Source organism: Nocardioides luti (genome assembly GCF_014212315.1).
In the GTDB taxonomy this organism is placed as follows: Bacteria; Actinomycetota; Actinomycetes; order Propionibacteriales; family Nocardioidaceae; genus Nocardioides; species Nocardioides luti.
The window spans coordinates 3644594-3670194 of record NZ_JACKXE010000001.1 but is presented as its reverse complement, the minus strand read 5'-3'; the positions used below and the strand labels follow the sequence as shown (position 1 = coordinate 3670194).

At 74.9% G+C, this 25601-nt stretch carries 21 protein-coding genes; 9 read left to right on the top strand and 12 right to left on the bottom strand.

Translation table 11 applies throughout. The features are described from left to right. Positions 1 to 91: 91 nt before the first annotated feature. Positions 92 to 2119 (bottom strand): ATP-dependent DNA helicase UvrD2, encoded by a 2028-nt coding sequence (locus H5V45_RS17385; RefSeq protein WP_185254093.1) that lies wholly within the window; start codon positions 2117 to 2119, stop codon positions 92 to 94. A gap of 77 nt (positions 2120 to 2196) precedes the next feature. Here H5V45_RS17385 and H5V45_RS17380 point away from each other — a divergent pair, with 77 nt between their 5' ends. After that, positions 2197 to 2448, top strand: a complete 252-nt coding sequence (locus H5V45_RS17380) for a mycoredoxin (protein WP_185254092.1) — start codon at positions 2197 to 2199, stop codon at positions 2446 to 2448. Positions 2449 to 2542: 94 nt separating this feature from the next. On the opposite strand, the gene nudC is transcribed toward H5V45_RS17380, so the two are convergent. Next, entirely contained in the window at positions 2543 to 3454 is a 912-nt protein-coding gene (gene nudC, locus H5V45_RS17375; RefSeq protein ID WP_185254091.1) for an NAD(+) diphosphatase, read from the bottom strand. 23 nt (positions 3455 to 3477) lie between these two features. On the opposite strand from nudC, the gene deoD reads away from it, so the two are divergent. The 3 genes from deoD to H5V45_RS17360 are packed head-to-tail and all read left to right on the top strand — an operon-like array spanning position 3478 to position 6248. Next, positions 3478 to 4191, top strand: coding sequence for a purine-nucleoside phosphorylase (gene deoD, locus H5V45_RS17370; protein WP_185254090.1), 714 nt, complete (start codon positions 3478 to 3480; stop codon positions 4189 to 4191). A 5-nt stretch (positions 4192 to 4196) separates the two neighbouring features. Next, positions 4197 to 5138 (top strand): hypothetical protein, encoded by a 942-nt coding sequence (locus H5V45_RS17365; RefSeq protein WP_185254089.1) that lies wholly within the window; start codon positions 4197 to 4199, stop codon positions 5136 to 5138. A 48-nt stretch (positions 5139 to 5186) separates the two neighbouring features. Continuing rightward, positions 5187 to 6248, top strand: coding sequence for an NAD(P)-binding domain-containing protein (locus tag H5V45_RS17360; protein WP_185254088.1), 1062 nt, complete (start codon positions 5187 to 5189; stop codon positions 6246 to 6248). Between the two features lie 2 nt (positions 6249 to 6250). On the opposite strand, the gene H5V45_RS17355 is transcribed toward H5V45_RS17360, so the two are convergent. Genes H5V45_RS17355 through H5V45_RS17345 form a run of 3 tightly spaced genes read right to left on the bottom strand, consistent with a single transcriptional unit; the run spans position 6251 to position 13417 of the window. Beyond that, positions 6251 to 6901, bottom strand: a complete 651-nt coding sequence (locus H5V45_RS17355; RefSeq protein WP_185254087.1) for an SDR family oxidoreductase — start codon at positions 6899 to 6901, stop codon at positions 6251 to 6253. A gap of 22 nt (positions 6902 to 6923) precedes the next feature. Continuing rightward, positions 6924 to 10190 (bottom strand): ATP-dependent helicase, encoded by a 3267-nt coding sequence (locus tag H5V45_RS17350; RefSeq protein WP_343061608.1) that lies wholly within the window; start codon positions 10188 to 10190, stop codon positions 6924 to 6926. After that, a complete protein-coding gene (locus H5V45_RS17345) occupies positions 10187 to 13417 on the bottom strand; it encodes an ATP-dependent helicase (RefSeq protein WP_185254086.1) in 3231 nt (1076 codons plus the stop codon). Before H5V45_RS17345 ends, H5V45_RS17350 begins: the two co-directional genes overlap by 4 nt. 83 nt (positions 13418 to 13500) lie before the next feature. Between H5V45_RS17345 and H5V45_RS17340 the strand changes: the two genes are divergently transcribed. From H5V45_RS17340 to H5V45_RS17330, 3 genes are all read left to right on the top strand, one after another. Continuing rightward, positions 13501 to 14658, top strand: coding sequence for a CaiB/BaiF CoA transferase family protein (locus tag H5V45_RS17340; RefSeq protein WP_185254085.1), 1158 nt, complete (start codon positions 13501 to 13503; stop codon positions 14656 to 14658). A 58-nt stretch (positions 14659 to 14716) separates the two neighbouring features. Beyond that, the gene (locus tag H5V45_RS17335) at positions 14717 to 15250 is read left to right on the top strand and encodes a TIGR03086 family metal-binding protein (RefSeq protein WP_185254084.1); all 534 of its coding nucleotides are present in this window, start codon (positions 14717 to 14719) and stop codon (positions 15248 to 15250) included. Between the two features lie 61 nt (positions 15251 to 15311). Then, complete coding sequence (locus H5V45_RS17330; protein WP_185254083.1) at positions 15312 to 15719, top strand: hypothetical protein; 408 nt, start codon at positions 15312 to 15314, stop codon at positions 15717 to 15719. Between the two features lie 33 nt (positions 15720 to 15752). Here the strand turns inward: H5V45_RS17330 and H5V45_RS17325 are convergent, their stop codons facing one another. The 4 genes from H5V45_RS17325 to H5V45_RS17310 form a co-directional block, all read right to left on the bottom strand. Then, a complete protein-coding gene (locus H5V45_RS17325) occupies positions 15753 to 17126 on the bottom strand; it encodes a ferredoxin reductase family protein (protein ID WP_185254082.1) in 1374 nt (457 codons plus the stop codon). A gap of 39 nt (positions 17127 to 17165) precedes the next feature. Further along, positions 17166 to 18269 (bottom strand): barbiturase, encoded by a 1104-nt coding sequence (gene bar, locus H5V45_RS17320; protein ID WP_185254081.1) that lies wholly within the window; start codon positions 18267 to 18269, stop codon positions 17166 to 17168. Positions 18270 to 18320: 51 nt separating this feature from the next. Next, positions 18321 to 19295 (bottom strand): carbamate kinase, encoded by a 975-nt coding sequence (locus H5V45_RS17315; protein ID WP_185254080.1) that lies wholly within the window; start codon positions 19293 to 19295, stop codon positions 18321 to 18323. Positions 19296 to 19382: 87 nt separating this feature from the next. Further along, a complete protein-coding gene (locus H5V45_RS17310) occupies positions 19383 to 20129 on the bottom strand; it encodes an SDR family oxidoreductase (protein WP_185254079.1) in 747 nt (248 codons plus the stop codon). Between the two features lie 59 nt (positions 20130 to 20188). Here H5V45_RS17310 and H5V45_RS17305 point away from each other — a divergent pair, with 59 nt between their 5' ends. Beyond that, a complete protein-coding gene (locus H5V45_RS17305) occupies positions 20189 to 20878 on the top strand; it encodes a maleylpyruvate isomerase family mycothiol-dependent enzyme (protein ID WP_185254078.1) in 690 nt (229 codons plus the stop codon). Here H5V45_RS17305 and H5V45_RS17300 read toward each other — a convergent pair. Beyond that, the gene (locus tag H5V45_RS17300; RefSeq protein ID WP_185254077.1) at positions 20821 to 22269 is read right to left on the bottom strand and encodes a lanthionine synthetase LanC family protein; all 1449 of its coding nucleotides are present in this window, start codon (positions 22267 to 22269) and stop codon (positions 20821 to 20823) included. The genes H5V45_RS17305 and H5V45_RS17300 overlap by 58 nt on opposite strands. A gap of 52 nt (positions 22270 to 22321) precedes the next feature. Beyond that, positions 22322 to 23590, bottom strand: coding sequence for an MFS transporter (locus tag H5V45_RS17295; protein ID WP_185254076.1), 1269 nt, complete (start codon positions 23588 to 23590; stop codon positions 22322 to 22324). 110 nt (positions 23591 to 23700) lie between these two features. Here H5V45_RS17295 and H5V45_RS17290 point away from each other — a divergent pair, with 110 nt between their 5' ends. Next, positions 23701 to 24819 carry a 5-methyltetrahydropteroyltriglutamate--homocysteine S-methyltransferase gene (locus H5V45_RS17290; protein WP_185254075.1) on the top strand — a complete coding sequence of 373 codons (1119 nt, stop codon included), beginning with the start codon at positions 23701 to 23703 and terminating at the stop codon, positions 24817 to 24819. A gap of 25 nt (positions 24820 to 24844) precedes the next feature. Here H5V45_RS17290 and H5V45_RS17285 read toward each other — a convergent pair whose 3' ends face one another. Then, a complete protein-coding gene (locus tag H5V45_RS17285; RefSeq protein ID WP_185254074.1) occupies positions 24845 to 25540 on the bottom strand; it encodes an SDR family oxidoreductase in 696 nt (231 codons plus the stop codon). Positions 25541 to 25601: the final 61 nt, after the last annotated feature.

Here is a 25601-nt window from a genome sequence, read left to right as displayed (position 1 = left end):
GGTGCGCGGGGTTGGTCCGAGGAAAGTATCGTGCGCCCCGTGTAATGGGCAAACGATTTTATGAGTATTTCTCGAAAAAGTTCCGAACGGTTCAGACCAGGAGCGCGAGGACGTCCTCGCCGTACTTCTCGAGCTTGGACCGGCCGATCCCGTTGATCTTCAGCAGCCCCTGCTCGGTGGTCGGCCGGTGCTCGGCGATCAGCTGCAGCGTGGCGTCGGTGAACACCACGAAGGCCGGGACGCTCTCCCCCGCGGCCCGCTCCCTGCGCCAGTCGCGCAGCCGCTCGAACAGCTCCTCGTCGTACGACGCCGGGCAGTCCACGCAGCGCCCGCGCTTCTTCTCGGCGCCCGTCGAGAGGGGGCGCCCGCACTCGCGGCAGCTGGCGACCTTGCGGTTGCGGGCCGCCGCCTGCTCGACCCGGTGGTCGGCCGGGAGCAGGTCGTCGAGGAAGCGGGACGGCTTGCGCGAGCCCCGGCCGCCGGGGTTGCGGGCCAGCGACCAGGACAGGGCCAGGTCGATGCGGGCGCGGGTCACGCCGACGTACAGCAGGCGGCGCTCCTCCTCGACGGCCGCCGGGGTGTCGGCGTACGTGATGGGCAGCGTGCCGTCCTGGAGCCCGCAGAGAAAGACCGAGTCCCACTCGAGGCCCTTCGCGGCGTGGAAGGTCGCCAGGGTGACGCCGTCGGCGACGGGCGCGTGCTGCTCGGAGGCGCGGCGGTCGAGGTCGTCGACGAAGTCACCGAGCGTCGCGCCCGGCGTCTCGGCGAACGCCGTGGCCTGGTCGACCAGGGCCTGCCACGACTCCCAGCGGTCCCGCGTCTGGCCGCGGGCGGTGGGCGCCTGGCTCGTCCAGCCCATGCCGGACAGGGTGCCGTGGACGGTCTCGAGGAACTCGTCGCCCTCGCCGCCGCGTGCCGCGCCGCGGAGCCGGGTCACGGCCTCGCGGACCTCGGGGCGGTCGAAGAAGCGCGCCGCACCACGGATGACGTAGGGGATGCCGCGGTGGGAGAGGGCGTCCTCGTAGGCCTCGGACTGGGCGTTGATCCGGAACAGCACCGCGACCTCGCCCATCGAGCGACCCTGCTCGCGGAGCTTGGTGATCTTGGCCGCGACGTGCTCGGCCTCGGCCACCTCGTCGGGCAGCGGGGTGAACGTGACGGCGGGGCCGGCCGGGCGCTGGGCCCGCAGCTCGACGCCCTTGCTCTCGGAGCGGGCCAGCAGGGTGTTGGCGGCGGTGACGACCTCGGGGGTCGAGCGGTAGTTGCGGACCAGCTCGATCGAGGCGGTCCCGGGGAACTTCTTCGCGAAGTCGCGCAGGTAGGACGCGTTGGCGCCGGCGAAGGAGTAGATCGTCTGGGCGGGGTCGCCGACGACGCAGAGCTCGTCGCGGCCGCCGAGCCAGAGGTCGAGCAGCGCCGTCTGGAGGGGCGAGACGTCTTGGTACTCGTCGACGACGAACCATTTGTACTGCCGGCGGACCTGGGCGGCGACCCGCTCGTCCTCGGCGAGCATGCCGGCGCACAGCAGCAGGACGTCCTCCATGTCCATCCGGCCCTGGCCGCGCTTGACCTCCTCGTAGCTGCCGAAGACGCGCGCGACGGTGTCGGCGTCCTGGCCGGTGACCGAGCGGCCGCGGGCGGTCGCGACCTGGAGGTAGTCGTCGGGGCGGACGTTGCTGACCTTGGCCCACTCGATCTCGGAGGCGAGGTCGCGCAGCAGCGCCTGGTCGGCGCTGAGCCGCTGGCGGCGCGCGGCGGTGGCGAGCAGGCCGATCTTGGACTCGATCAGCTGCGGGAGCTCGGTGCCGTGGACGTGCGGCCAGAAGAACCGCAGCTGGCGCAGCGCGGCCGAGTGGAAGGTGCGGGCCTGGACCGCGCCGGCGCCCAGCTGTCGCAGCCGGCCGCGCATCTCCCCCGCGGCGCGGGTGGTGAACGTGACCGCCAGGACCTCGGTCGGGGCGTAGACGCCGGTGTGGACGCCGTACGCGATCCGGTGGGTGATCGCGCGGGTCTTGCCGGTGCCGGCCCCGGCCAGCACCCGGACCGGCCCGCGCAGGGCCTCCGCGACGCGGCGCTGCTCGGGGTCGAGCGCGTCGAGCAGGGCGTCAGCGGCGGTCATGCGGGAACAACTCCTGGGTGGGGCTGGTTGGATCGAGTACCAGTGCGAAACCCTAGACGCCGGAGGCGACAGTCCAGATGAGTGGCTCTTTCACGATGTACTCCACCCCGTGGTGCGGCTACTGCCACCGCCTGAAGGGTCAGCTCGACCGTGAGGGCATCACCTTCGACGTCGTCGACATCGAGCAGCACCCCGAGGCCGCCAAGATCGTCGAGACCGCGAACAACGGCAACCAGACCGTCCCCACGCTGGTCTACTCCGACGGCACCTCGCAGACCAACCCCTCGCTCATCCAGGTCAAGGACAAGCTCGCGTCGCTGGCCGGCTGAGCGCGCCGGATCGCGCTTGTAACGCCCGGTTATCGCATCTGGGGACCCGTTCGAACGGGTCCCCAGATCCCGTAACCGGGCGTTGCAAGCGCCGTCACCAGTGGCCCGGCAGCCGCCCGCCGTACCAGTGCTCCACCAGTGAGTGCGAGATCGAGACGCCCCCGGGCAGGATCAGGGTGCCGGCCTCGGCCTGGGCCTTCATCTCCGCGCGGGTGAACCAGCGGGCGTCCTCGATCTCGTCCTCGTCGACGCGGATCTCGGTGGACTCGGCGCGGCCGAAGAAGCCCAGCATCAGGCTGGCCGGCAGCGGCCACGGCTGGTTGCCGAAGTAGTCGACCGCGCCGACGCGCACCCCGACCTCCTCGGCGACCTCGCGGCGTACGGCGTCCTCGAGCGTCTCGCCCGGCTCGCAGAAGCCCGCGAGCGTGGAGAAGCGGCCCTCGGGCCAGACGGCCTGACGGCCGAGCAGACAGCGCTCGTCCTCGGCGCCGGGCTCGCCGGTCGTCACCAGCATGATCACGGCGGGGTCGGTGCGCGGGAACTGCGACTTCCCGCACGACGTGCAGACGAGCTCGTGGCCGGCCTTGCGGGGCTCGAGGGTGCCGCCGCAGCGGGGGCAGTACGACGTGGCGAAGAGCCACTCCGCGAGGCCGATCGCGTGCAGCACCAGCGGGGCCTCGGGCACGCCCGCGCCGGCCAGGTGCGGGAGCAGGTTGCGCAGCGGCACCCAGTCGGACCGCTCCCCCGGCGCCGCGTCGGGGTCGACCACCAGCGCGAACCACGCCCGGTCGTCGCGCTCGCCGAGGAGCACCCGCAGCCCGTCGGGCGCGTCCGTCGGCGCGACCCACTCCAGGGCGCCTCCGACCGGGCGGACCCGGGTGCCGTTGACCACCAGGACGCGGGTCTCCGGGTCGGCCCACCGCTCCTCGAGCCAGGCCTCGTCGTCGCGCCGGACCCCGGAGCGGTCGTGGGGATTCGCGGACAGCTGCACGTGCGGGAACGTCACGGACCGAGGCTAGTCTTCGGCCGGTGAGCACCCACATCGGCGCCGCCCCCGGCGACATCGCCCCCCTCGTCCTCATGCCCGGCGACCCGCTGCGTGCGCGGTGGATCGCGGAGACGTTCCTCGACGACGCCCGCTGCTACAGCGAGGTCCGCGGGATGTACGGCTACACCGGCACCTGGCGCGGCCACCGCGTCTCCGTGCAGGGGTCCGGCATGGGCCAGCCGTCGCTGGCGATCTACGCGAACGAGCTGTTCAGCGAGTACGACGTCCAGGCGATCGTCCGCGTCGGCTCGTGCGGCGCGCTGACCGAGAAGCTCGCCGTCCGCGACCTCGTGATCGCCTCCGGCGCCTGCACCGACTCGTCGATGAACACGATCCGCTTCGAGGGCCTCGACTACGCCCCCGTGGCGGACTTCGCCCTGCTGCGGGCGGCGCACGACGCGGCCGGGTCGCTGGCGGACGGCGCGGGCGTGCACGTCGGCCTGATCTTCAGCAGCGACTCGTTCTACAGCCCGCGCCCCGAGCTCACCGCCCGGATGGTCGAGTACGGCGTCCTCGCGGTCGAGATGGAGGCCTCGGCGCTCTACACGCTGGCCGCGAAGCACGGCCGCCGCGCCCTGGCGATCTGCACCGTCTCCGACCACATCGTGACCGGCGAGGAGACCACGTCGCAGGAGCGGGAGCAGACCTTCGGCGCGATGGTCGAGATCGCCCTCACCGCCGCGCTCGCGTCCTGAGCGGCGTGACCCGTCCCGTCGGCGGTCCCACCCCGGACGAGGTGGTGGTCCGCGAACCACGGGCGACCCTCCTCGCGATGCTGGTCGCCGGCGGCTTCGTCGAGGCCGGGCTCGTGGTCGCGCTCGTGCGCGCCGTGCTGGGTGACGGCTTCACCGTGTCCGACCGGCCGACCTCCGCCGGCGGCACCGCGATCGGGTTCGTGGTGCTCGTGCCCCTGGCCCTGTTGCTCGGGCTCGGCCTGGTCGCTCTCGCGGGACAGCTCGTGCGCCGCCCCGGCCGCACGGTGCTGACCGGCGACGAGTGCCGGCGCGAGCGCGGCGGGCACGTCGAGGTGCAGGTGCACCGCGACCAGGCGGTGCGGCTGCGCTACCTGCCCGCCTCGGGCACGACGTGGTCCGCGACGACGGCCGACGACCCCCGTCCGCGCGGCCTCGGCCGCGGCCGGCTGCACGCCCGCCTCGTCGTGGTCGGCCCGGCCGGCGAGGTGGCGTTCGGCGACGGGGCGGACTGGCCGCGGGTCGTCGACGTGCTGCGCGGTTGGGCGCGGCAACGCCCCGAGCTGGTCGACACCCCGGAGGCCCGGGCGCTGCTCCTGCCCGACCCCGAGGTCGCGGCGACCTCCGCTCCCACCGGGCAGCCGGGGTCGGCGCCCCGACCGCTGCCGCGCACGTCGTACGGCCTGGTGGCGCTGGCGGTGCGCACCCGCGACCCGTGGGTGCCGTTCCTGCCCGACTCCTACGGCCAGTGGCACCGGCTCTGGTCCGGCCGGTACTCCGCGATCCGCGCCCGTGGCCGGGCCGGCCCGGTCGGCCTGGTGGCGCGGTGGGTGTTCCTGCTGCTGTGGGTGGCGATGCCGCTCGCGCTGCTCGCGACCGTCCTCGTGCTCGGGGTGGTGGCGCTGGTGGGCCTCGTGGACCTGCTGCGCGCCTGGCTCGCGCTGGGCTGAGCCGCGCCCGGGCCGGCATAGAAGGCGCGTCGTCGGCGTTGTCCGGGTGTGCAGATCCTCGACTCCGTCGTCGTCGGCGCCGGCCAGGCCGGGCTGTCGGCGTCGTACCACCTGGCGCGGCTCGGCGTCGCGCACGCCGTGCTCGACGCCGACGACGCCCCCGGCGGGGCCTGGCAGCACCGGTGGGACTCGCTGACCATGCACGACGTGCACGGGGTCGCGGCGCTGCCCGACTCGCATTCCCCCGGGGCTCCCGAGGGTCGCGCCAACACCGTCGTGCCGGCGTACTTCGCGGCCTACGAGCGCGAGCACGACCTCCCCGTCGTCCGGCCGGTCCGCGTCGACACGGTGACCGACGACGACGGGCTGCTGGTCGTGCACGCCGGCGCGCGGACCTGGACGACCCGGACCCTGGTGAACGCGACGGGGACGTGGTCGCAGCCGCACCTGCCCCACTACCCCGGCATCGAGACCTTCCGCGGCGAGCAGCTGCACACGGCGACCTACCCCGGACCCGAGCGGCTCCGCGGCCGTCGGGTGCTGGTCGTCGGCGGTGGCGCGTCGGCCGTGCAGTTCCTCGGCGAGCTGGCGCCGGTGACCGACACGCTCTGGGTGACGCGGCGCGCGCCGGTGTGGCGCACCGACGACTTCACCCCCGAGGTCGGGCGGGCCGCCGTGGCCCTGGTCGAGGACCGGGTGCGGCGCGGGCTGCCGCCGGCCAGCGTCGTGAGCGTCACCGGGCTGGCGCTGCGCGAGCAGGAGCGCGAGGCCGAGCGGCTCGGCGCCTACCGCCGCCGCCCGATGTTCGCCGCGATCGAGCCGACCGGCGTGCGGTGGGCGGACGGGTCCTTCGAGCCGGTCGACGTGATCCTGTGGGCGACCGGCTTCCGGCCGGCGGTGCGGCACCTCGCGCCGCTGCACCTGCGCTCGCCGCACGGCGGCATCCAGCTGGACGGGACGCAGTCCGTGGCCGACCCGCGCGTGCAGCTCGTGGGCTACGGCCCGTCGGCCAGCACCATCGGGGCGAACCGTGCGGGCCGCGTCGCGGCCCGGGGCGTACGCCGGTGGCTCGACGAACAGGCGGAGGCCGGGCTCGACCGGGTCGGCTGACCTCAGCCGGCGTACGGCACGTCGGTGCGCCAGCCGTCCTCGTCCTGGCGGGACGCGGCCAGGATCGCCGCGGCCACCCGGTCCGGGGTGAAGGCGCCCTCCCGGGCGAGCGTGCCCTGCACGGTGACCGAGACCGCGCGGATGCCGTCGGGCGCGAGCGTGGCCTCGAGGCTGTGCACGAGGTTGCGGACGCCGGCCTTCTGCACGCCGAGCGAGGCCGCCCGGTGCCATGGCTCGTCGGCCGCCATCGACCCGGTCACGGTGACCCGGGCACCGGACGAGAGGTAGGGCCTCGCCGCCTGCACGGCGGTGAGCAGCGCACCGACGCCGAGCGCGACGTCCTGGAGCAGTTCGGCGACGGTCAGCTCGAGCGGGTCCTTCTCGCGGAACGCGCTGGGGTTGAAGTGCAGCACGTCGATCCGGCCGAAGTGGTCGCCGAGCCCGGTGATCGCGTGGGTGGCCGACTCCACGTCGGTCAGGTCGGCGATCGCGGTCCGCACGTCCACGTCGGCGATGGTCGCCTCCAGCTCGGACAGCGGCGCCGCGTCGATGCCGACCAGGCCGACGGCGTACCCCTCGGCGGCGAAGAGGCGCGCGACCGAGCCGCTCACGCCGGGACCGGCCCCCACGACCACGATGGCTGGTGTGCTCATGGGCCGACCCTAGACCCGCCGGTCACCCGGCGTCGCCGACCAGCGCCTCGAGGTCGGCGCGCGCGGGCAGGCCCGTGGGCTCGACCAGCTCGCCGGTGCGGACGTAGTAGAACGCGGCGCGGACGCGCTCGACGGGCACGCCGCGGAGGTCGGCCCACGCCTGGCGGTACAGCCCGAGCTGGAGCGGGTCGGCGGAGGCGCGCTGGTTGGTCTTCCAGTCGACGACGAGGTAGCCGTCGGCGCCGTCGACCTGCTCGGCGTAGACCGCGTCGATCCGGCCCCGGACGACCTGGCCGGCGAGCACCAGCGAGAACGGCGCCTCGACCGCGACCGGCACCCGGTCGGCGAACGGGCCGGCCTCGAAGGTGGCGACGAGCTCGGCGAGGTCGCTCTCGGAGTCGATGCCGCGGTCGCCCTGGCCGGGCAGCTCCTCGGGGTCGAAGAGGTCCTGCTGGCCGAAGCGGGCCTCGACCCAGGCGTGGAAGCGGGTGCCGAACCGGGCGGACGGCGACGGCTGGCGCGGCATCGGGCGCGCCAGGTCGCGCGCGAAGTCGACCGGGTCGTCGCGCAGCCGGGCCACCGCCGTGGCGGACAGGCTGCTCGGCAGCGGCACCGACACGTGCCCGGAGCGGTCACGTCGGGCCTCGACGAGCAGCCGGTCGAGCTCGGCGTCCCACTCGGCGGCGATCGCGGCCTCCACCATGTCGAGCTCGGGCTCGACGAGCCCGCCGGCGGCGTGCTCGGCCATCGCGCCCCGCACGACCTCGGCGGCGTCGATGCGGCGCAGCGCCTCGGCCGTGTGCTCGGTGACCGGCCAGGCGGCCTGGACGGCGCCGACCTGGAGCGGGTTCAGGGTGCCCTTCTCGGGCCTGGTCTCCCAGCGGTCGGGCTCGAGGCCCCAGTCGGCCAGCGCCTCGGCGACCGCGACCTGGTACGGCGAGGGGCCGAGCGGGGTCTTGCGGGACTCGTTCCAGACGTACGACGAGACGACCAGCAGGTGGCGGGCCCGGGTGAAGGCGACGTACCCGAGCCGGAGCTCCTCCTGCGCCTCGTGCGCCCGGGACGCCGCCTTGAAGGCGTCGAGGTCGGCCTTCTCGTGGCCCCGCAGCTGGGGCAGGTCGGCCGCGTCGCCGCGCAGCGGGGACGGCAGCACCGCGGGGCCGTTCGGCCACAGCGTGCGGGTGCGGGTGGTGGGGAACTTCTCCTCGCACACGCCGACGAGGAAGACGGCGTCCCACTCCAGGCCCTTGGCGCGGTGCACGGTCAGGAGCTTGACCGAGTCGGCCTCGGTCGGCGTCGCGATGTCGAGGCCGGTGCCCATCTCGTCCTCGGCGGTGAGGTAGGCCAGCAGCGCCGCCAGGCTGACCGCGCCGTCGATGGCCTGGAACTCCGCGACCGCCTTGACGAACAGGTCGAGGTTGTCGCGCCGGGCCCGCGCCGCCGCGCTGACCGACGAGGCCAGCTCGACGTCGATGCCGGTCGTGTCGACGATCTTGCGGACCAGGTCGAGCAGCGGCTCCCCCACGTGCGTGCGCAGCATCCGCAGCTCGGCGGACAGCAGCGCGAAGCGCTCGCGGGCGGCCGGGGAGTACGCCGCGTCGCCCGGGTCGTCGAGCGCGTCGGCCAGCGAGCTGACCTCGGTCGGGTCGGCACCGGCGACCGCGGCCTCGAGCTGCGCCGCGATCTCCCGCAGGCCGCTGTCGTCCGCCTCGACCGCCAGCACCCGGGCCCGGCGCCCCAGCAGGGCCAGGTCCCGCGGCCCGATCGCCCAGCGCGGGCCGGTGAGGAGGGTCAGCAGGGCGGCGTTGGCCGTCAGGTCGTGCAGCAGGGTCAGCGTCGCGACCACCTCGGCCACCTCGGGCAGCCGCAGCAGCCCCTGGAGGCCGACGATCTCGACCGGGATGTCCACGGCCGTCAACGCGTCGAAGACGTCGGCGGCGGTGGCGTTGTCGCGGGTCAGCACCCCGATCTCGCGCCAGGCCGGCTCGGGCATCGCGGCGTGCGTCGCGGCGACCTCGCCCGCCAGCCAGGCCAGCTCGCCGGCGTACGTCTCGTGGACGAGGGTGCGCACGGCTCCGGGACCGGCGCTCTCGGCCGCCTCGAGCTCGCGCACCTGCGGGAACTGGGCGTACAGCGGCGCGGCCAGGCGGTTGGCGACCTCGAGGATCCGGCGGTCGGAGCGGCGGTTGACCGTGAGCGGGTGGGTCGGGACGTCCGGCGAGCCGTCGGCGGCCGGGAAGTCGCGGCCGAAGCCGAGGATGTTCGAGACCGAGGCGCCGCGCCAGCCGTAGATCGCCTGGTTGGGGTCGCCGACCGCGGTGACCGCGTGGCCGCGGCCGTGTGCGGGGTCGTCGCCGGAGAAGAGCCGGCGCAACATCCGGGCCTGGGCGACGGAGGTGTCCTGGTACTCGTCCAGCAGCACGATGCGGAACTTCTCCCGCTCCAGGCGCCCGACGTCGGGGTGCTCCTCGGCGAGCTGGGCGGCGAGGGCGATCTGGTCGGAGAAGTCCATCAGGCCGAGGTCGGCCTTGAGCCGCCGGTAGGTGCGCACGAGGTCGAGCAGCTCACCGCGGCGGCCCAGGGTGTTGAGGGCCTTGAGGATGTCCGTTCGGGCCCGGGCCGTCTCGAGGGCGGCCTCGAACGCCGTGGTCTCGCGGCGCTGGAACTCCCGGACGGCGGCCTCGTCGACCAGGTGCTCGCTCATCGCCCCCTCGAGCCCGAGCAGGTTGGTCACGACCGTCTCCGGGTGGTCGCTCAGCAGCTCGACGCGGCCGGTGTGCCGGCTGATCGCCCGGACGGCGAGCTGGTAGCGCGAGGCGTCGGCCATCACCCGGGTGTCGGGCTCGTGCCCGATCCGCAGGCCGTGCTCGCTGAGCAGCGCGGCCGCGTACGCGTTGTACGTCGCGACCGTCGGCTCGAGCACCTCCTCGTCACCCTCGAGCGCCGCGGCGCCGCGACCGTGGCCGGCCGCCGCGAGGCTGTCGCGGATCCGGCGGCCGAGCTCACTCGCGGCCTTGGTCGTGAAGGTCAGGCCGAGCACCTGGTCGGCGGCGACCTGGCCGGTGACCACGAGGTAGACGACGCGCGCGGCCATCAGCGCGGTCTTGCCGGAGCCGGCGCCGGCGATCACGACGGCCGGCTCGAGCGGCGCCGAGATCGCCGCCCACTGCTGGGGGCTGACCTGGAAGTCGGTGCCCATCACGCGCTGCAGGTCGGCGGGGTCGTCGATGCGGACCCGGGGCGCGGCGGACAGGGCCGACGTCGGGTCCCGCTCGTCAGTGGTCGTCACGAGAGCACCGTCCCGGCGCCCTTGACCGGGCAGATCGCGAGGAACGAGCAGGTGTCGCAGTGGTTGCCGGAGCGGGCCGGGAAGGTCTCGTCGCGGATCGCCTCGGCCGCCGCCATCAGCTGGACCTCGACGAGCACCGTGCCGTCGGGGCCGGGCTCCTGCGGGGGCTGCGCCTGGGTCCGGACCGCACCGCGGGACTCCTTGCGCAGGTGCCAGAGCTCGGCCCCGCCCGGCTCGCCGGGGGCGTCGAGGAGGTGGTCGACGGCGCCGTGCGCGACGGCGTACTGGTAGAGGCCGAGCTGCGGGTGCTGGGTCACCTCCTCGTTGGTGGGGGGGTACTTCCCGGTCTTGAGGTCGACGACGACCACGCGGCCGTCGGCGTCGACCTCGAGCCGGTCGGCGAAGCCGTAGAGGCCGACCCGCTGGCCGTCGGGGAGGGTCACCTCGGCGCGCAGCTCCTCCTCGGTGGCGAGCAGGGTCCGGGCGCCGGGGCGGCCGTGCCAGGCGACGAAGCGGGCCAGGGCGTCGCGCACCTCGCTCCGCTCGCGGCTCGCCGACCAGGGCGTGCGGAACGACAGCCGGCCCCACACGGCGTCGACGTGCTCCATCAGCTGGTCGACCTGGGCCGGGTCGTCGGTGAGCTCGCCCTTCGCGACGCGCTCGGCAATCGCGTGCACGAGCAGCCCGAAGCCCTGGGAGGCGGTGGACGCGGTCGTGCCGCCGGCCTCGCGCTCGAGGAACCAGCGGGCCGGGCAGGTGAGCAGCGAGCTGAGGGCGCTCGCCGACAGGGTGACCGGGAGGTCGGCGGGCCGGACGGGGACGTCCGAGCGGGTCGCGGCCCGGGTGCCCCACCAGGACGCGGGGTCGGCGTGCGCGACCAGCGGCCGCTCGCCCACCCGCTCGGCGGCGAGCCGGGCCAGCCGGTGGGCGGCGGCGGTACGGAGAGCGTCGGGCTGGGCGGGGTCGGCGACGGTACGGCGCAGCTCGGCCACCAGCCCGGCCATCGACAGCGGCCGCACGGGGCGGCCCTGGAGGTGCCGCTCGTTGACCCCCAGCTCGGCCAGGAAGCGGGAGGGCTGCTCGCCGTCGTCGTCCTGCGAGGCGACGGCGGTCACGACCAGGCGCTGGCGGGCGCGGGTGCAGGCGACGTAGAAGAGCCGGCGCTCCTCCATGAGCGACTCGCGCAGCGAGAGGGGTGGCAGCGGCCCGTCGGAGCCGATCCGGTCGGCCTGCAGGAGCGACCCGCGGCGGCGCAGGTCCGGCCAGCCCTCCTCCTGGACGTGGGCGACGACGACCAGGCGCCACTCGAGCCCCTTGGAGCGGTGCGCGGTGAGCAGCCGGACGGCCTCCCCCCGGACCCCGCGGTCGGCGAGGTTGTCGGCCGGGATCTGCTGGGCGGCCAGCGTGTCGAGGAAGTTGGCGACCGAGGTGTGGCCGCGCTGCTCCTCGGTGCGGGCGGCGGTCTCGAAGAGCGCGCAGACGGCGTCGAGGTCGCGGTGGGCGAGCCGGGCACCCGCGCCGCCGCTCTCGACCGAGGAGCGCAGCCGGGCCGGCCAGGACGTGCCGGCCCACAGCTCCCAGAGGACCTCCTCGGCGGTGGCGCCGGCGTCGAGCCGGGCCCGGGCGCCGCGGAGCAGCCGGGCGAGCGTGCCGACGCGTGCGGCGACGGGGCCCTCGGCACCGTCGAGCACGGTCGGGTCGACCAGGACCTCGCGCAGCAGCTCCGGCGAGGGCCGCGGGGACCGGCCCTCCGCGGCGGCGCGGGCCTTCTCCCGGACCCGCAGCAGCCGGGAGAGGCCGCGGACGTCGGTGGCGTCGAGGCCCGCGAGCGGCGAGACCAGCAGCCCGTGGGCGCGGTGCGGGTCGAGGAAGTCGAGGTGGTCCGGGTCCTCGTTGTCGAGGTTGACCACCGCCCGCAGCGCCTCGACCAGCGGGGCCAGCGCGGGTTCGGCGACCAGGGGGGTGTCGTCGGAGGCCACCTCGACCGGCACGCCGGCCCCGACCAGCGAGCGGCGCAGGGCCGGGATGCTGGCCCGCCCCGAGCGGACCAGGACCGCCATGTCGGACCACGCGACGCCGTCCTCGAGGTGGGCGCGGCGCAGCAGGTCGGCGAGGTGCTCGGCCTCGGCGCGCTCGGTGTCGAAGGTCAGCACCTCCACCCGGCCGTCGCCGAGGTCGTTCGGTGCGGCGACGGGCTCGAGGAACGAGCGGCGCGCCTCCTCGGGGATCGACCCGGTCAGGCTCAGCCGGCGGGCGACCCGCTGCGACGCGAGCAGCACCCGGGGACCGAAGCGTCGGGTCGTCCGCAGCGCGACCACGTCGGCCGGCCGGCCGTCGCGCCGCGGGAAGGCGCTGGGGAACTCCAGGATCCCCCGCACCTCGGCGCCGCGGAAGCCGTAGATCGACTGGTGGGGGTCGCCGACCACGGTGAGGTTGCCGCCGTCGCCGACCAGCGCGCGAAGGAGGGCGACCTGGCCGGGGTCGGTGTCTTGGTACTCGTCGACGAAGACGTGCGTGAAGCGCGCCCGGAGCTCGTCGCGGTGGGCCTCGGCCTCCAGCACCGCACGCCGGATCAGGTCGGCGTAGTCGACGGCGCTCTGGGCGTCGAGGACGTCGAGGTACTGGTCGAGGAAGAGCCCGGCGGCGACGTACTCCGGCAGGTCGGCCTCGTGGCCGAGCTTCTGCAGGGCGGGGCCGTCGAGCCCCTTCTCGCGGGCCCGGGCCAGCACCGACTGCACCTCGGCGGCGAAGCCGCGGGTGCCGACCGCGCGGCGCAGCGAGTCGGGCCAGTCGACGGACTCCGGCGCGTCGGTGAGCAGCCCCTGGAGCACGACGTCCTGGTCGGGGGCGCTGAGCAGGCGGAGGGGGGCGGCGTACAGCTCGGGGGGAGAGTACTGACGCACCAGCGCGTAGGCGAAGGAGTGGAACGTCGAGCTGAGCTGCGTCGAGGTGGTGCGGCCGAGGCGGGCCGTGACCCGGTCGCGCAGCTGCTCGGCGGCCTTGCGGGAGAAGGTCAGCGCCAGCACGCTGTCGGGCGCGGCGCCGCGCTGCTCGATGCGGTCGACGATCGCCTCGACCAGAGTCGTCGTCTTGCCGGTGCCGGGACCGGCGAGCACGAGGAGCGGCCCGCCCTCGTGGTCGACGACCGCCTGCTGGTGCTCGTCGAGGGTGGGGACGCGGAGGTCGGCGGCGGGGCGCACCAGGTGGTACGTCGTCGGCGAGCTCATGACGACCACCTAACCATCCGGCACCGACGGTCCTGTCGACACCTGCCAGTGCGTCGACCGGTCCCCCGTGGTTGGCTCGGCGCATGACCGACGGCCCGCTCTCCGACCTGCTCGTCATCGACCTGACCCGGGCCCTGGCCGGGCCGCACGCCGCCCAGATGCTGGGCGACATGGGGGCCCGCGTCATCAAGGTCGAGTCCCCCACCGGCGACGACACCCGCGGCTGGGGCCCGCCGTTCATCGGCGACGAGGACGAGCGCGAGTCGACGTACTTCCTCTCCACGAACCGCAACAAGGAGTCGCTCGTCCTCGACCTCAAGGACCCGGCGGACCAGGACGTGCTGGCCCGGCTGGTCGAGCGCGCGGACGTGCTCATGGAGAACTTCCGCGTCGGCGTGCTGGACCGGCTCGGGTTCCCCGTCGAGCGGCTGCACGAGCTGAACCCCGGCCTGGTCGTGCTGTCGATCACCGGCTTCGGGCACGACGGGCCGGAGGCGAAGCGGGCCGGGTACGACCAGATCGCCCAGGGCGAGGGCGGGCTGATGTCGCTCACCGGTGCCGACCAGCCGACCAAGGTGGGCGTGCCGATCGCCGACCTGCTGGCCGGGATGAACGGCGCGTTCGGCGTGCTCGCCGCGCTGCACGAGCGGACCACCACCGGGCGCGGGCGCGTCGTCCGTACGTCGCTGCTCGCGGGGATGATCGGCGTGCACGCCTTCCAGGGCACCCGGTGGACCGTCGCGGGCGAGGTGCCCGGGCTCGCCGGGGCGCACCACCCCGCGATCGCGCCGTACGGCCTCTTCGAGACCGGCACCGCCCCGATCCAGATCGCCTGCGGCTCCGAGGGTCTGTGGCGCGCGCTGTGCGGGGCGCTCGACCTCGACGTGGCCGACCCGCGCTTCGCGACCAACGTGCTGCGGGTGGAGCACCGCGACGCGCTGGTCGCGCTGCTCGAGGCGCACTTCGCGACCGACCCGGCCGAGCACTGGCTGGCCCTGCTCGCGGACGCCGGAGTGCCGTCGGGCAAGGTCCGCTCGCTCGACGACGTCTACGCCTGGGAGCAGACGCTCTCGCAGGGGCTGCTGCTGTCGGTCGAGCACGCGACGCAGGGGGTGCTGCAGCTGCCCGGGTCGCCGCTGCGCTTCGACGACAACGCGTTCTCCGGCGGCCGCTCGACGCACGCCGCACCGCCGACGCTGGGCCAGCACGACGACGCGATCCGGGCGTGGCTCGACTCCTGAGCTGACCCCTGCCCAGCCCCGTCCTGCGGGGTTAGGGTGACCGCGACGAGGAGGAACCATGACCGCTCACGAGTCCGTAGCGCTGCTCTCCCGGGCCCTCGACCAGACCGGCGACGTGCTGGCCGCCGTCCACGAGGAGCACCTGTCCCAGCCGACCCCCTGCTCCCAGTGGGACGTCGCCCACCTGGTCGCGCACCTGGTCCAGGACCCCCGCACCTTCGTCGCGATGGCACGCGGCGAGGAGGTCGACTGGGCCAAGGAGCCCGAGCCCGTCACCGGCGGCTGGGCCGAGGCGTTCCGCGAGGGCGCCGACGACCTGCTCCACCAGTGGCACCAGGCCGGTGACGCCGCCGAGGCGGGCCAGGTCGACTGGCAGACGGCGGAGTTCGCCGTCCACACCTGGGACCTGGCGCAGGCCATCGGCCACCCCGGCCCGCTCGACCCGGAGGTCGCCGAGCGCGGGCTGGCCTTCATGTCCGGGGCGCTCACCGACGATAACCGCTCGGGTGCCTTCGGGCCGGAGGTCCCGGCCCCGGACGGCGCCTCGGCGTACGAGCGGCTCGCGGCGTTCGCCGGACGCACCGTGCGCTGAGCCCCCCGCGGGTCCGGGGGTTTCGCTGCGGTCGGCACCCCCGGTCCGCGAGGCTGCGGGCATGAGCCTCCCCCGCACCCTCGCCGGCGTCCTCGTGCGCTCCGCGGTCCTCGCCCTGGTCGTCGCCGCCTACGGCGCGGTGATCGACCGGAGCGGGTCGACCGACGCCCTCGGCGCCGGGCTGCTGGCGTTCCTGCTGGTCGTGGTGGTGGCGTTCGGCTGGGCGTTCGTCGACGGGCTGCGGCACGGGCTCGTGCCGGCCCTCGTGACGTGGGTCCTCACCGCGGCGCTCGGCGGGATGGCGATCTGCGTCGCGCTGGCCGTCACGGTCGCGGACGAGAACGTCGGGTCCGCGATCGCGGACAGCGCGGTGTTCTTCGCCGTGCTGCTGGTCGTGCCCGCGCTGGTCGGCCTCGGTCTGGGCGCCGTCGTGCACCGGGTGCGGGGGCGTGAGGTCACCCCTGCCTGACGGCGTGGGCTGCGGGGAACGCACGGGGCCAGGTCACCAGGCGAAGTCCTCGCGGTGCAGGTCACGGCGACGGACGCCGGCCAGCCGGGCCGCGTGCTCCACGGCGTCGGACCACCCGGGCGGACCGCACAGCAACAGGTCCGACGCCAGCAGGTCGGGCAGCAGACGCTGCAGCGCCTCGGTCTCGGTGTCCTCGACCCCCGCGGGCAGCCAGGAGAACGGCGCACGACGGGGACCGGCCAGCACGACGACGCGCACCCCGTGGCGTGTCGCGAGCTCGTCGATCTCCTCGGCGAACAGCCGGTCCCCGTCGTCGCGGACCCGGTGCAGCACCGTGACCTCGCCCGGCGCTGCCTCGAGCGCACCGAGCAGCGAGCGAAGCGGGGTGATGCCGACGCCCGCCGCCATCAGCACCAGATGCGGATGCCGGCGGCGGGTCGTCGGCAGCCCGCCGTACGGCCCCTCGACGAGCACGCGGGCGCCCGGTGTGAGCGACCGCAGCCGGAGCGCACCGTCACCGGAGCCGCCGACCGTGATGCGGGTGCGGGTGTCGGTGGGCGCGTCGGACAGGGAGTACGGGTGCCCACGCGACCATCCGCGCGGGCCGAGGAAGCGCCAGACCAGGAACTGCCCGGGTCGCGCACCGAGCCGCCGGACGCCGCCTCCCACGACGACGGACACCGCGCCCGCGGCCTCCTCCTCCACTTGGAGCACCCGCAGCGGCTCGCGCCAGGAACGCCACGTCGGCAGCACGACACGGAACGCCACGACGAGCCCGAGGGCGCCGAGGTAGAGCCCCCACCAGTACGCCGTCACCCACGGCGTGTGGAAGTCGGAGGCGACCAGCATGTGCGGCAGCGCCGCCGCCATCCCCACGTAGGCCCAGAGGTGCAGCAGGTGCCATGTCTCGTACCGCAGCCGGGCGCGAGCCACGGCCAGCGACGTCAGGACCACGAGCACGATCAGGACGGTGCCGATCGTGGCCCACAGCATCCAGGGCTCGCGGAGGAACACGTCGGTGAGCGCCTGGCCCGCACGTCCGGGCCGGCGCAGCACCCGCTGCAGGGCGAACAGCCCGACGTGGACGACCATCAGCCAGAACGACCAGAAGCCGAGCCAACGGTGCCACCGGGTCAGCCGGCCACGGCCCCAGGCTCGCTCCAGCCAGGGCAGCCGGGCCAGGCAGACGACCTGCAGGATCATCAGGTTCGCGGACGCGAGCCCGGTCCAGAGGGCCTGCGAGGCCTGGAGCGTGAGCGGGTGGCGCAGGATCAGGAGCAGGTCGTTCCCGCTGCGGAAGGCGACGTGCGTCGTGACCACGAGCGTCAGCGCGGCCACCGCGAGCGCCACGGACGCGACGGCGGCATCGGTGCGGCGCGAGGGCCCCGGCCCCCCGACCAGCTGCATGCCCGCCAGCCTAGGCGCTGACGGGCCTGCCGCAGGCCCTCAGCCCAGGTCGACGATCGCGGCGACCGGGCCGCCGCCGTCGGGGCCCTGGTGGGCGGCCGAGACCGAGACGAAGACGGCCGGGTCGCCGGTGACGGCGGCGGTCACGCCGCCGACCGCGGACTTGATCTGGCGGTGCCAGTGCACGTCGGAGTCGTCGAGCATCGCGTTGCGGCGACCGCGGACGACGCCGTCCTGGGAGACCTCGCACTTGAGGAACACGTTGACCAGCCGGCCGTCGAGGTCGGAGGGGTGCGGGCGGTCGGGCAGCTCGAGCCCGGCGTCCTTGATGGCCGCCCAGATGCCGTCGGCGTCGAGCGCGTCCTTCATCACCGAGTGACCGATCCGGTAGCGGCCGCCGACGCCGGCGGCGTTGCCGACCACGACGACCTGCGCGACGTCGAGCTCCACGCCGGACGAGCACGACGCGACCGCCGAGAACAGGCCGCGGTTGTGCATGACGTCGGCGTCGGTCGGCATCTCGATCTCGCCCAGCGCGACGGCGATGCCGAGCGCGGTCGTGCCGTTGGAGAGGTCCATCGACTCGTGGGTGTGCTCGGTCCACACGGTCTTGCCGCGCGACTTGGCGTCGCGGATCGTGTGCACGGTCAGCAGCGGGGTCTTGGTCTGCACGTAGTGCACGTCCGCCGGGTCGGTGATGCCGGCCTTCTCCATCGCGACCTTCACCGCGTCGGCGACCTTGGCGACCATGGCGACCCGGCCGATGTCCTCGGGGAGCAGCTGCTCGCTCATCGCGAACCCGACGGTCAGGCGCGGCTCGTCGCTGGGCTCGACGTCGCCGTCCGGCACCGTCGCGAAGATCGTGGCGTGGGGGCTGATCACCCCGTCGGTGCCGCCGGACCAGACGATCGGGATCTGCTTGACGGCCGCCGGGTCGGCGCCCTTCTCGACGAGCACCTCGCGGAAGGCGCGGTCGGAGATGATCCGGGTGTAGTCGTTCACCCCGCCGTTGCCCTCGGTCTTGCCGATGATCGCGATGACGCGGTCGGCCGCCATCACCCCGTCGTCGATGAGCGTCGCGAGCTCGGAGGCGTCGGCGACGGAGTGGATCGGGACCTTGCGGACTTCGATGGCGCTGGGCATGGGGTTCCTTTCGGCTGTCCGGGGTTTCGAGACGGTCGCTGCGCGACCTCCTCAACCACCGGTCGGATCGGGGCTGACGGTTCCGGTCGGATCGGGGGTGACGACGGTTCCGGTGCCGTCGCCGGTGACGGCGGCGACGATCGAGTCCAGGTCGGTGATGACCGAGCGGCTGCCGCCCTGCTCGACGAAGCGGCAGACGGCGTCGACCTTGGGACCCATCGAGCCGCTGGCGAAGTGGCCCTCGGCGGCCAGCTCGCGCATCCGTCCGACGGCGACGCGGCCGAGCGGCTCGGCGTCGGGGGCGCCGTACCGGAGCACGGCCTGCGGCACGTCCGTGGCGATCACCAGCACGTCGGCGCCGACGCTGCGCGCGAGCACGGCGGCGCTGAGGTCCTTGTCGATCACGGCCTCGACGCCGTGCAGCACGCCGTCCGCGTCGACGACGACCGGGATCCCGCCGCCGCCGTTCGCGACCACGAGGAAGCCGGCGTCGACGAGGGCGGCGATGGCGGGCGCGTCCACGATCTCGAGCGGCTCGGGCGAGGCCACCACCCGGCGCCAGCCCTTCTCGCCGCGGTCCTCCCAGGTCTCGCCGTGCTCGACGAGGAGCCGCGCCTCGTCGGCGGGGAGGTACCTCCCGATCGGCTTGGTCGGGCGGCTGAAGCCGGGGTCGTCCCAGGCGACGAGGGTGCGGGTGACGACGGTGGCGGTACGCCGGTCCAGGCCGCGCCGCCCGAGCGCGGCGTCGAGCGCGTTCATGAGGACGAACCCGAGGGTCGCCTGGGTCTGCGCGCCGCACCAGTCCAGCGGGACCGGCGGCACGACGGCGGCGGCGACCTCGTTCTTGACCAGGAGGTTGCCGACCTGAGGACCGTTGCCGTGCGTGATGACGACGTCGACGCCCTCGGCGACCAGGGCTGCGACGGCCTCCATCGCGATGCGGGCGGCCTCGACCTGGTCCTCGACGCGGGCCCGCCCGTCAGCGTTCGTCATGGCGTTGCCGCCGAGCGCGAGCAGGACCCTCATGCGTCGAACCTAGTGACCGCCCACCCGCCGGGCACCGGCACGCGCGACCAACTCCGGCCCGGACTGCTGGCACATGTTGCCAACCGGTCAGCGGCCGCCGGCGACCCGCAGCGTGCTGCCCGTGACGTACGACGCCGCGTCGCTCATCAGCCACGCGATCGCGTCCGCGATCTCACCGGGCTCGCCGGGCCTCCCCAGCGGGATCCGGGCCGCCACGCGCTCGAGCCGGCCGGGGTCGCCGGCGTCCTCGTGGATCCGGGTGCGGACCATGCCGGGCGCGACCCCGACGACGCGGACCCCCGCGTCGGCGACCTCCTGGGCCAGGCCGACGGTCAGCGCGTCGACGCCGGCCTTGGCCGCGGCGTACTGGACGTACTCCCCCGGCGACCCGAGCGTCGCGGCCCCGGAGCTGACGTTCACCAGGACGCCGCCGGCGCCGCCGTACGTCGTCGCGAGGGTGCGTACGGCGGCCCGCGCGACGTACAGCGCCGCCGTGAGGTTCAGCTCGACGGTGCGGGCGACGACGTCGACGGGGGTCTCGGCGAGCGGGCCGACGTGCAGGGTGGCGCCGGCGTTGTTGACGACGCCGGTGACCCGACCGTGGCGTGCCGCCTCGCTGAAGAGGCGGTCGACCGCCGCGGGGTCGGTGAGGTCGCCGCGCACCACGACCGCGTGCGCGCCCGCCTCCTCGACCGCGAGCCGGCACTCCTCGGCCGCCGCGTCGTTGCTCGCGTGGCCGAGCACCAGGTCGTGGCCGTCCGCGGCGAGCCGCAGGGCGGTCGCCGCCCCGATCCCGCGGGTGCCGCCGGTGATGACGGTGAGGGGTCGCTCCATGCCCCCAGTCAAGCACCGGTCGGGGTGCTCGCTGGGGCCGATGTGGAACGCTGCGGAGCATGGATCCGATCGCATCCTGGCAGGCGGCCCACGACCGCGTCACCGACCTCGTCGCGGTGCTCGGCGACGCGCAGCTGGCGACGCGGGTGCCGGCCTGCCCCGACTGGACGGTGCGCGACCTGCTCTCCCACGTCGTCGGGCTGGGCAGCGATGTCCTGGCGGGCGACGAGCCCGACGACCACCACGAGGCCTGGACGCGGGCGCAGGTCGAGGCCCGCGCCGACCGGAGCGCCCGCGAGCTGCTGGCCGAGTGGGCGGACGTCGCGCAGCGGCTGCCGGCCTGGATGCAGGAGCACGGCTCGCGGCCGCTCAACGACGTCGTCATCCACGAGCAGGACCTGCGCGGCGCCCTCGGGGTGCCCGGCGGCCGGGCCAGCGACGGGCTGGTGATCGTGCGTGAGCGGATGGCCGAGCGGCTGGGCCGGACGCTCGCCGCCACCGACCTCCCGCCGCTGGCGCTCGAGGAGTCGCCGCAGCCTGGTCGGCCGTCGTGGTCGTGGTGCTCGGCGGGGGCAGCCGCCGACGCCGCCGTGCTCCTGCGGGCGAGCGGCTTCGACCTGGCCCGGGCGCTGACCAGCCGGCGTACGGCCGCCCAGCTGCGGAACTGGACGGTCCGCGGCGACGTCGCGCCCTACCTCGACGCGTTCGCCGGGCTGGGCCCGCTGCCGTCCGAGCCGCTGCCGGAGTAGCCCGGCACCGCCCACCAGGTGTCCATCCGGGCGACCGCGGGTGCGTTCCTGCCGTCGACGGCGCCGAGCACCCGCCCCGCGCGGATGAGGTACGCCGCGATGCCGGCCGCCCCCTGCAACCAGCCGACCCCGGGCGGCAGCAGCGGCTGCTCGGCCCGGTGCTCGACGAAGCGCCACCACGCGTGCGGTCCGTGGAACTCGGCCCGCTCCACCAGGGCGTCGGCGAGCCGGACGGCGAGGTCGCGGTCCTCGGCCCGCCCGGTCCGCCGCCAGCTGTCGAGCGCGAGGTCGCCGACCCCGGCGGTGCCGCAGCAGCGTCCGTCGTTGTCCCAGAACCCGGGGTGCAGCCGGGCGGGGATCCCCGAGGTCCGCACGCTCGACCAGCACCTGCCGTGCCATTGCTCCGGGGACTCGTCCGCGACCCGGTCCACTCCTGCCGCCTCCAGCGCGGCGAAGAGCAGCGACGTGCCGGTCGGTCCGTGGCACCAGCTGAAGGTGACCGGGTCCCGGTCCGCGTCCACGGGGGTCGGCACCTGGACCGGGACGACGAACCCGCCACCGGACCGGTCGCCCAGCGTCACCAGGTGCTCGGCGCCGCGGCGCCCGGCGTCGACGAGGTCGGCGCGGTCGAGCTCGCGGCCCGCGACCGTGAGCGCCGCCGCGACGCCGGCCAACCCGTGCGACCAGTTCGGCATCTCGGTCGGCGGGGCGGCGTCCACGAGGAACCGCCGCGGGACGAACCGCCAGCGAGTGCCCGTGCCCTCCGGCTCGGCCTCGGCCAGGAGCACTTCCGCCGCGTGGCCGGCCAGCCGCGTCGCCGCCCCGTCGGCGTCCTCCCCCGCACCGTGCCGTCGTGCCCACAGCGCTCCGAGGAGGACCCCCGCGGTGCCCAGCGTGGCGTCGTTGATCCGGGCGTCCGGGGTCGCCCGCGGCGGCACCACGGCGGTCTGCGGCCAGCCGTCCGGGGTGGCCAGCACCTCGAGCCGCGCGACCGCGTCGCCGACGCCCGCGGCACCCAGGGCCGTCAGCGCGCCGATCGTGCTGACCAGCCCGTCGAAGTAGTCGTACTCCTCCGTGCCGCCGATCCCCGCGCGCAGCCGCGCGGCGATGCCGTCGGCGAGCGCGGTCTCCTCCTCGGTCCAGGGACGCGCCAGCCGGACCTCGGCGAGGACGTGGGCCAGGCCGCCGATCCCGCTGTGCATGCCGTCGCGATCGGGCGGGGGCACGAGCGGGGCCGACGGCGGCGTGGGCGGCGTCCGCGACCCGGCGGGCCCTGCGACGGGCACGGACGTGGGGATCCACGGGCCGTCGTCCCAGCGCACCTGGTCGAGCACCCAGCGCCAGGCGGCATCGCCGTGGGCGGCGTACGTCTCGGGGTCCTGCTCGCTCATGGCCACCGATGATGCCACCGTCACGGATCGGGCAGCATCAGGCAGGGAGGCGTCAGGCCGGAGCCTCGTCGTCGTGCCGCGCGTGGCGGTACGGCGACAGCGCGAGGCCCGCGGCCAGCAGCACGAACCCGACGATCCCGCCGAGCATCACCGGGCGGTAGCCGACGGCGTCGCCCAGCAGCCCGCCCAGTGGCGCGCCGACGACCACCATCGCGCGGTTGATCGAGCGCATCGTGATGTTCATCCGGCCCTGCAGCGCGTCCGGGGTGACGGCCTGGCGGTAGCCCATCGAGTTCGCGTTCTCGAGCCCCATCGCGAGACCGCACACGAGCTGCCCGGCCATCAGCACGGCCACGGTGGGCACCGCGCTGCCCGGGCCGGGGTCGGGCGCCAGCACGATCACGGCCCAGCCGACCGGCGAGAGGAGCCACGAGGTGATCACCGTCCGCCCGACGCCCCAGCGCAGGCCCACCCGCGTCGCGGCCAAACTGCCGACCAGGCCGCCCACGCCGGCGGCGGCGAGGGTCAGCCCGAGCTGGAACGTGCCGAGGTCGAGGCCGAGCAGCACGTAGGTGACGTAGACGGTGGTCAGCGCGCTGTGGCACACGAACCACCCGTGGGTGCCGAGCGCGAAGGGCGTCAGCACCCGGTGCCGGTAGACCCACCTCAGCCCCGCGCGCACCTCGCGCAGCAGGTGCGGCGGCTCGGTGGGGACCCGGACGGTCTCGGTGACCCGGATCGAGGCGGTGAGCGCCGCGGAGAGGAGGTACGACGCCGCGTCGACGAGCACGGCGACCGGCGCGCCCAGCAGGCCCACGAGCGCGCCGCCGATCGCCGGTCCCGACGTCTGGGCCACGGCGTCGCTCTGGTCGAGGCGGGCGTTCGCGGCGAGCAACGAGGCCCGCGGGACCAGGCGGGGCACGAACGACTGGGTGGCGGCGTCGTTGACGAGCGCGAGCGTCCCGAAGGCGACCATCACCGCCATCAGCACCGGCACGGACAGGCCCCCGAGCCAGGCGAGCAGCGGGATCGCGCACAGGAGCAGCCCCCGCCCCAGGTCGGTGACGACGAGGAGCGGCTGCCGGCGCCGCCGGTCGACCAGCGCGCCCACGACGAGCCCGAGGACGACGTACGGCAGCCAGCGCGCAGCGCTCACGAACCCGACGTCGGCCGCGCTGCCGTCGAGGGTCAGGACGACCAGCACCTGCAGGGCGACCGTGGTGACGTAGGTGCCGAAGCCCGAGACCGTCTCGGCCGTCCAGAAGCGTGCGAAGCCCGGGTCGCGCAGCACCTCGGCGGCGGGCGCGGGCGCGGTCGGCATGGCGTCACGCTAACCGGCGGCGACCGGGCGCTCGCGCATCCGCGACCCGCGTGCGTGGACCCGGGGGGCATAGTCGGGTACGACCACGACGACCTATCGAGGAGGCACCCGTGCTCCGTGACGCTCCCCCCTTCCGTGCCGACCACGTCGGCAGCCTGCTGCGACCCCCGTCGCTCCTGCGCGCCCGCGAGGACCTGGCCGCCGGCCGCATCGACGCGGCCGAGCTGCGCCGGCAGGAGGACGCGGCGGTCGTCGAGGTCGTCGAGCTCCAGCGCTCGGTCGGGCTGCGGTCGGCGACCGACGGCGAGTTCCGCCGGGCCTCGTGGCACATGGACTTCATCTACGCGCTCGACGGCATCAGCAAGGCGCAGGACAACCTGGCCGTGCACTTCAAGAACGCCGCCGGCGAGATCGACTTCACGCCGGCCGCGCTGCGCGTCGACGGGCGCATCGGGCTGGGCGAGACGGTCTTCGGCGACGACTTCGCCTTCCTGCGCGACCACGTCGCCGACGGCGTGACCCCGAAGCTGACGATCCCGTCGCCGAGCATGGTGCACTACCGCGGCGGCGCCGCCTCGATCGATCCCGACGTGTACGTCGACACCGAGGAGTTCTGGGCCGACCTGACCGCGGCGTACCGCGAGCAGGTCCGCCGCGTGCACGACCTCGGCTGCACCTACCTCCAGCTCGACGACACCTCGCTGGCCTACCTCAACGACCCCGAGCAGCGGAAGGCGATGGCCGAGCGGGGCGAGGACTCCGAGCACCTGCACGAGGCCTACATCCGGCACCTCAACGAAGCGCTCGACGGGCGCCCGGAGGGGCTGACCGTCACGACCCACATGTGCCGCGGCAACTTCCGCGACTCGTGGGTGGCCGAGGGCGGCTACGACTTCGTCGCCGAGGCGCTCTTCAACGAGCTGGGCGTCGACGGCTTCTTCATGGAGTACGACGACGAGCGCTCCGGCACCTTCGAGCCCCTGCGCCACGTGCCGCCGGGCAAGCTCGTCGTGCTCGGCATCGTCACGACCAAGCACGGCGAGCTGGAGTCCAAGGACACCCTCAAGGCCCGCCTCGACGACGCCGCGCGCTACATCGACCTCGACCAGGTCTGCATCTCGCCGCAGTGTGGCTTCTCCTCGACCTCCGAGGGCAACTCGCTCTCGGTCGACCAGGAGAAGGCCAAGCTGGCGCTGCTCGTCGAGCTGGCCGACGAGGTCTGGGGCTGAGGCTGCGCGGTCGCGGGCTGCTCGGTCAGCGCCCGAGCAACGCGTCCAGCACCCGGGTGCCGGCGAGCAGCCCGTGGTCGTCGTAGTGGGCGAACATCGCCCGCAGCACCGCGTCCTCGCGGTCGACCGGGAGCCCGGTCGGCCGCTCGACGACGACCTCGACCCCGGCCTCCGCGGCGAGGTCGGCGACGGTCGCCTGCCGGCTGGCGAGCTCGTACGTCGCCCCCGTGTGGCCGTCGTCCAGCAGCACGGTGGCGGCGGCCGCCCCGAGGTCGGCAAGGTCGAGGAAGCCGAACGGCGCGTCCGCGCGGTAGGGCAGCCGGACGGTCCGGGTGAGGTCGAGGTTCTGCAGGTAGGCGCCGGGCTGCAGGATCGTCCACGCCAGCCCCGAGGTGCGGACCAGGTCCTCGGCCTCCGCCTTGTCGAGGTGGTGCGGCATCGCTGGGACGTGCGGCGAGGCCACCGAGTGGTAGACCACGCGCCCCACCCCGGCCGCCCCCGCCGCGTCCAGCGCGTGCTGGACGTAGCCGGGCTCGTCGTCGTGGAGGTTCGGCGTGACGACGTACGCCGCCTCGCGGCCCGCCAGCGCCTCGGCGAGGTCGTCCCACTCCGCGCGGCCGGTGACGACCACGCCGGCACCCCGCTCCGCGAGCGCCGCCGCCACCGCGCGACCGGTCTTCCCGTGGCCCCCGACGATGCCGACGGTCCTGGTCGCGCTCATCCTGACGGCTCCTCGGGGTTGCGGATTGGTCACCAACCGCAGGTCGCGGCCCCCTCATCGT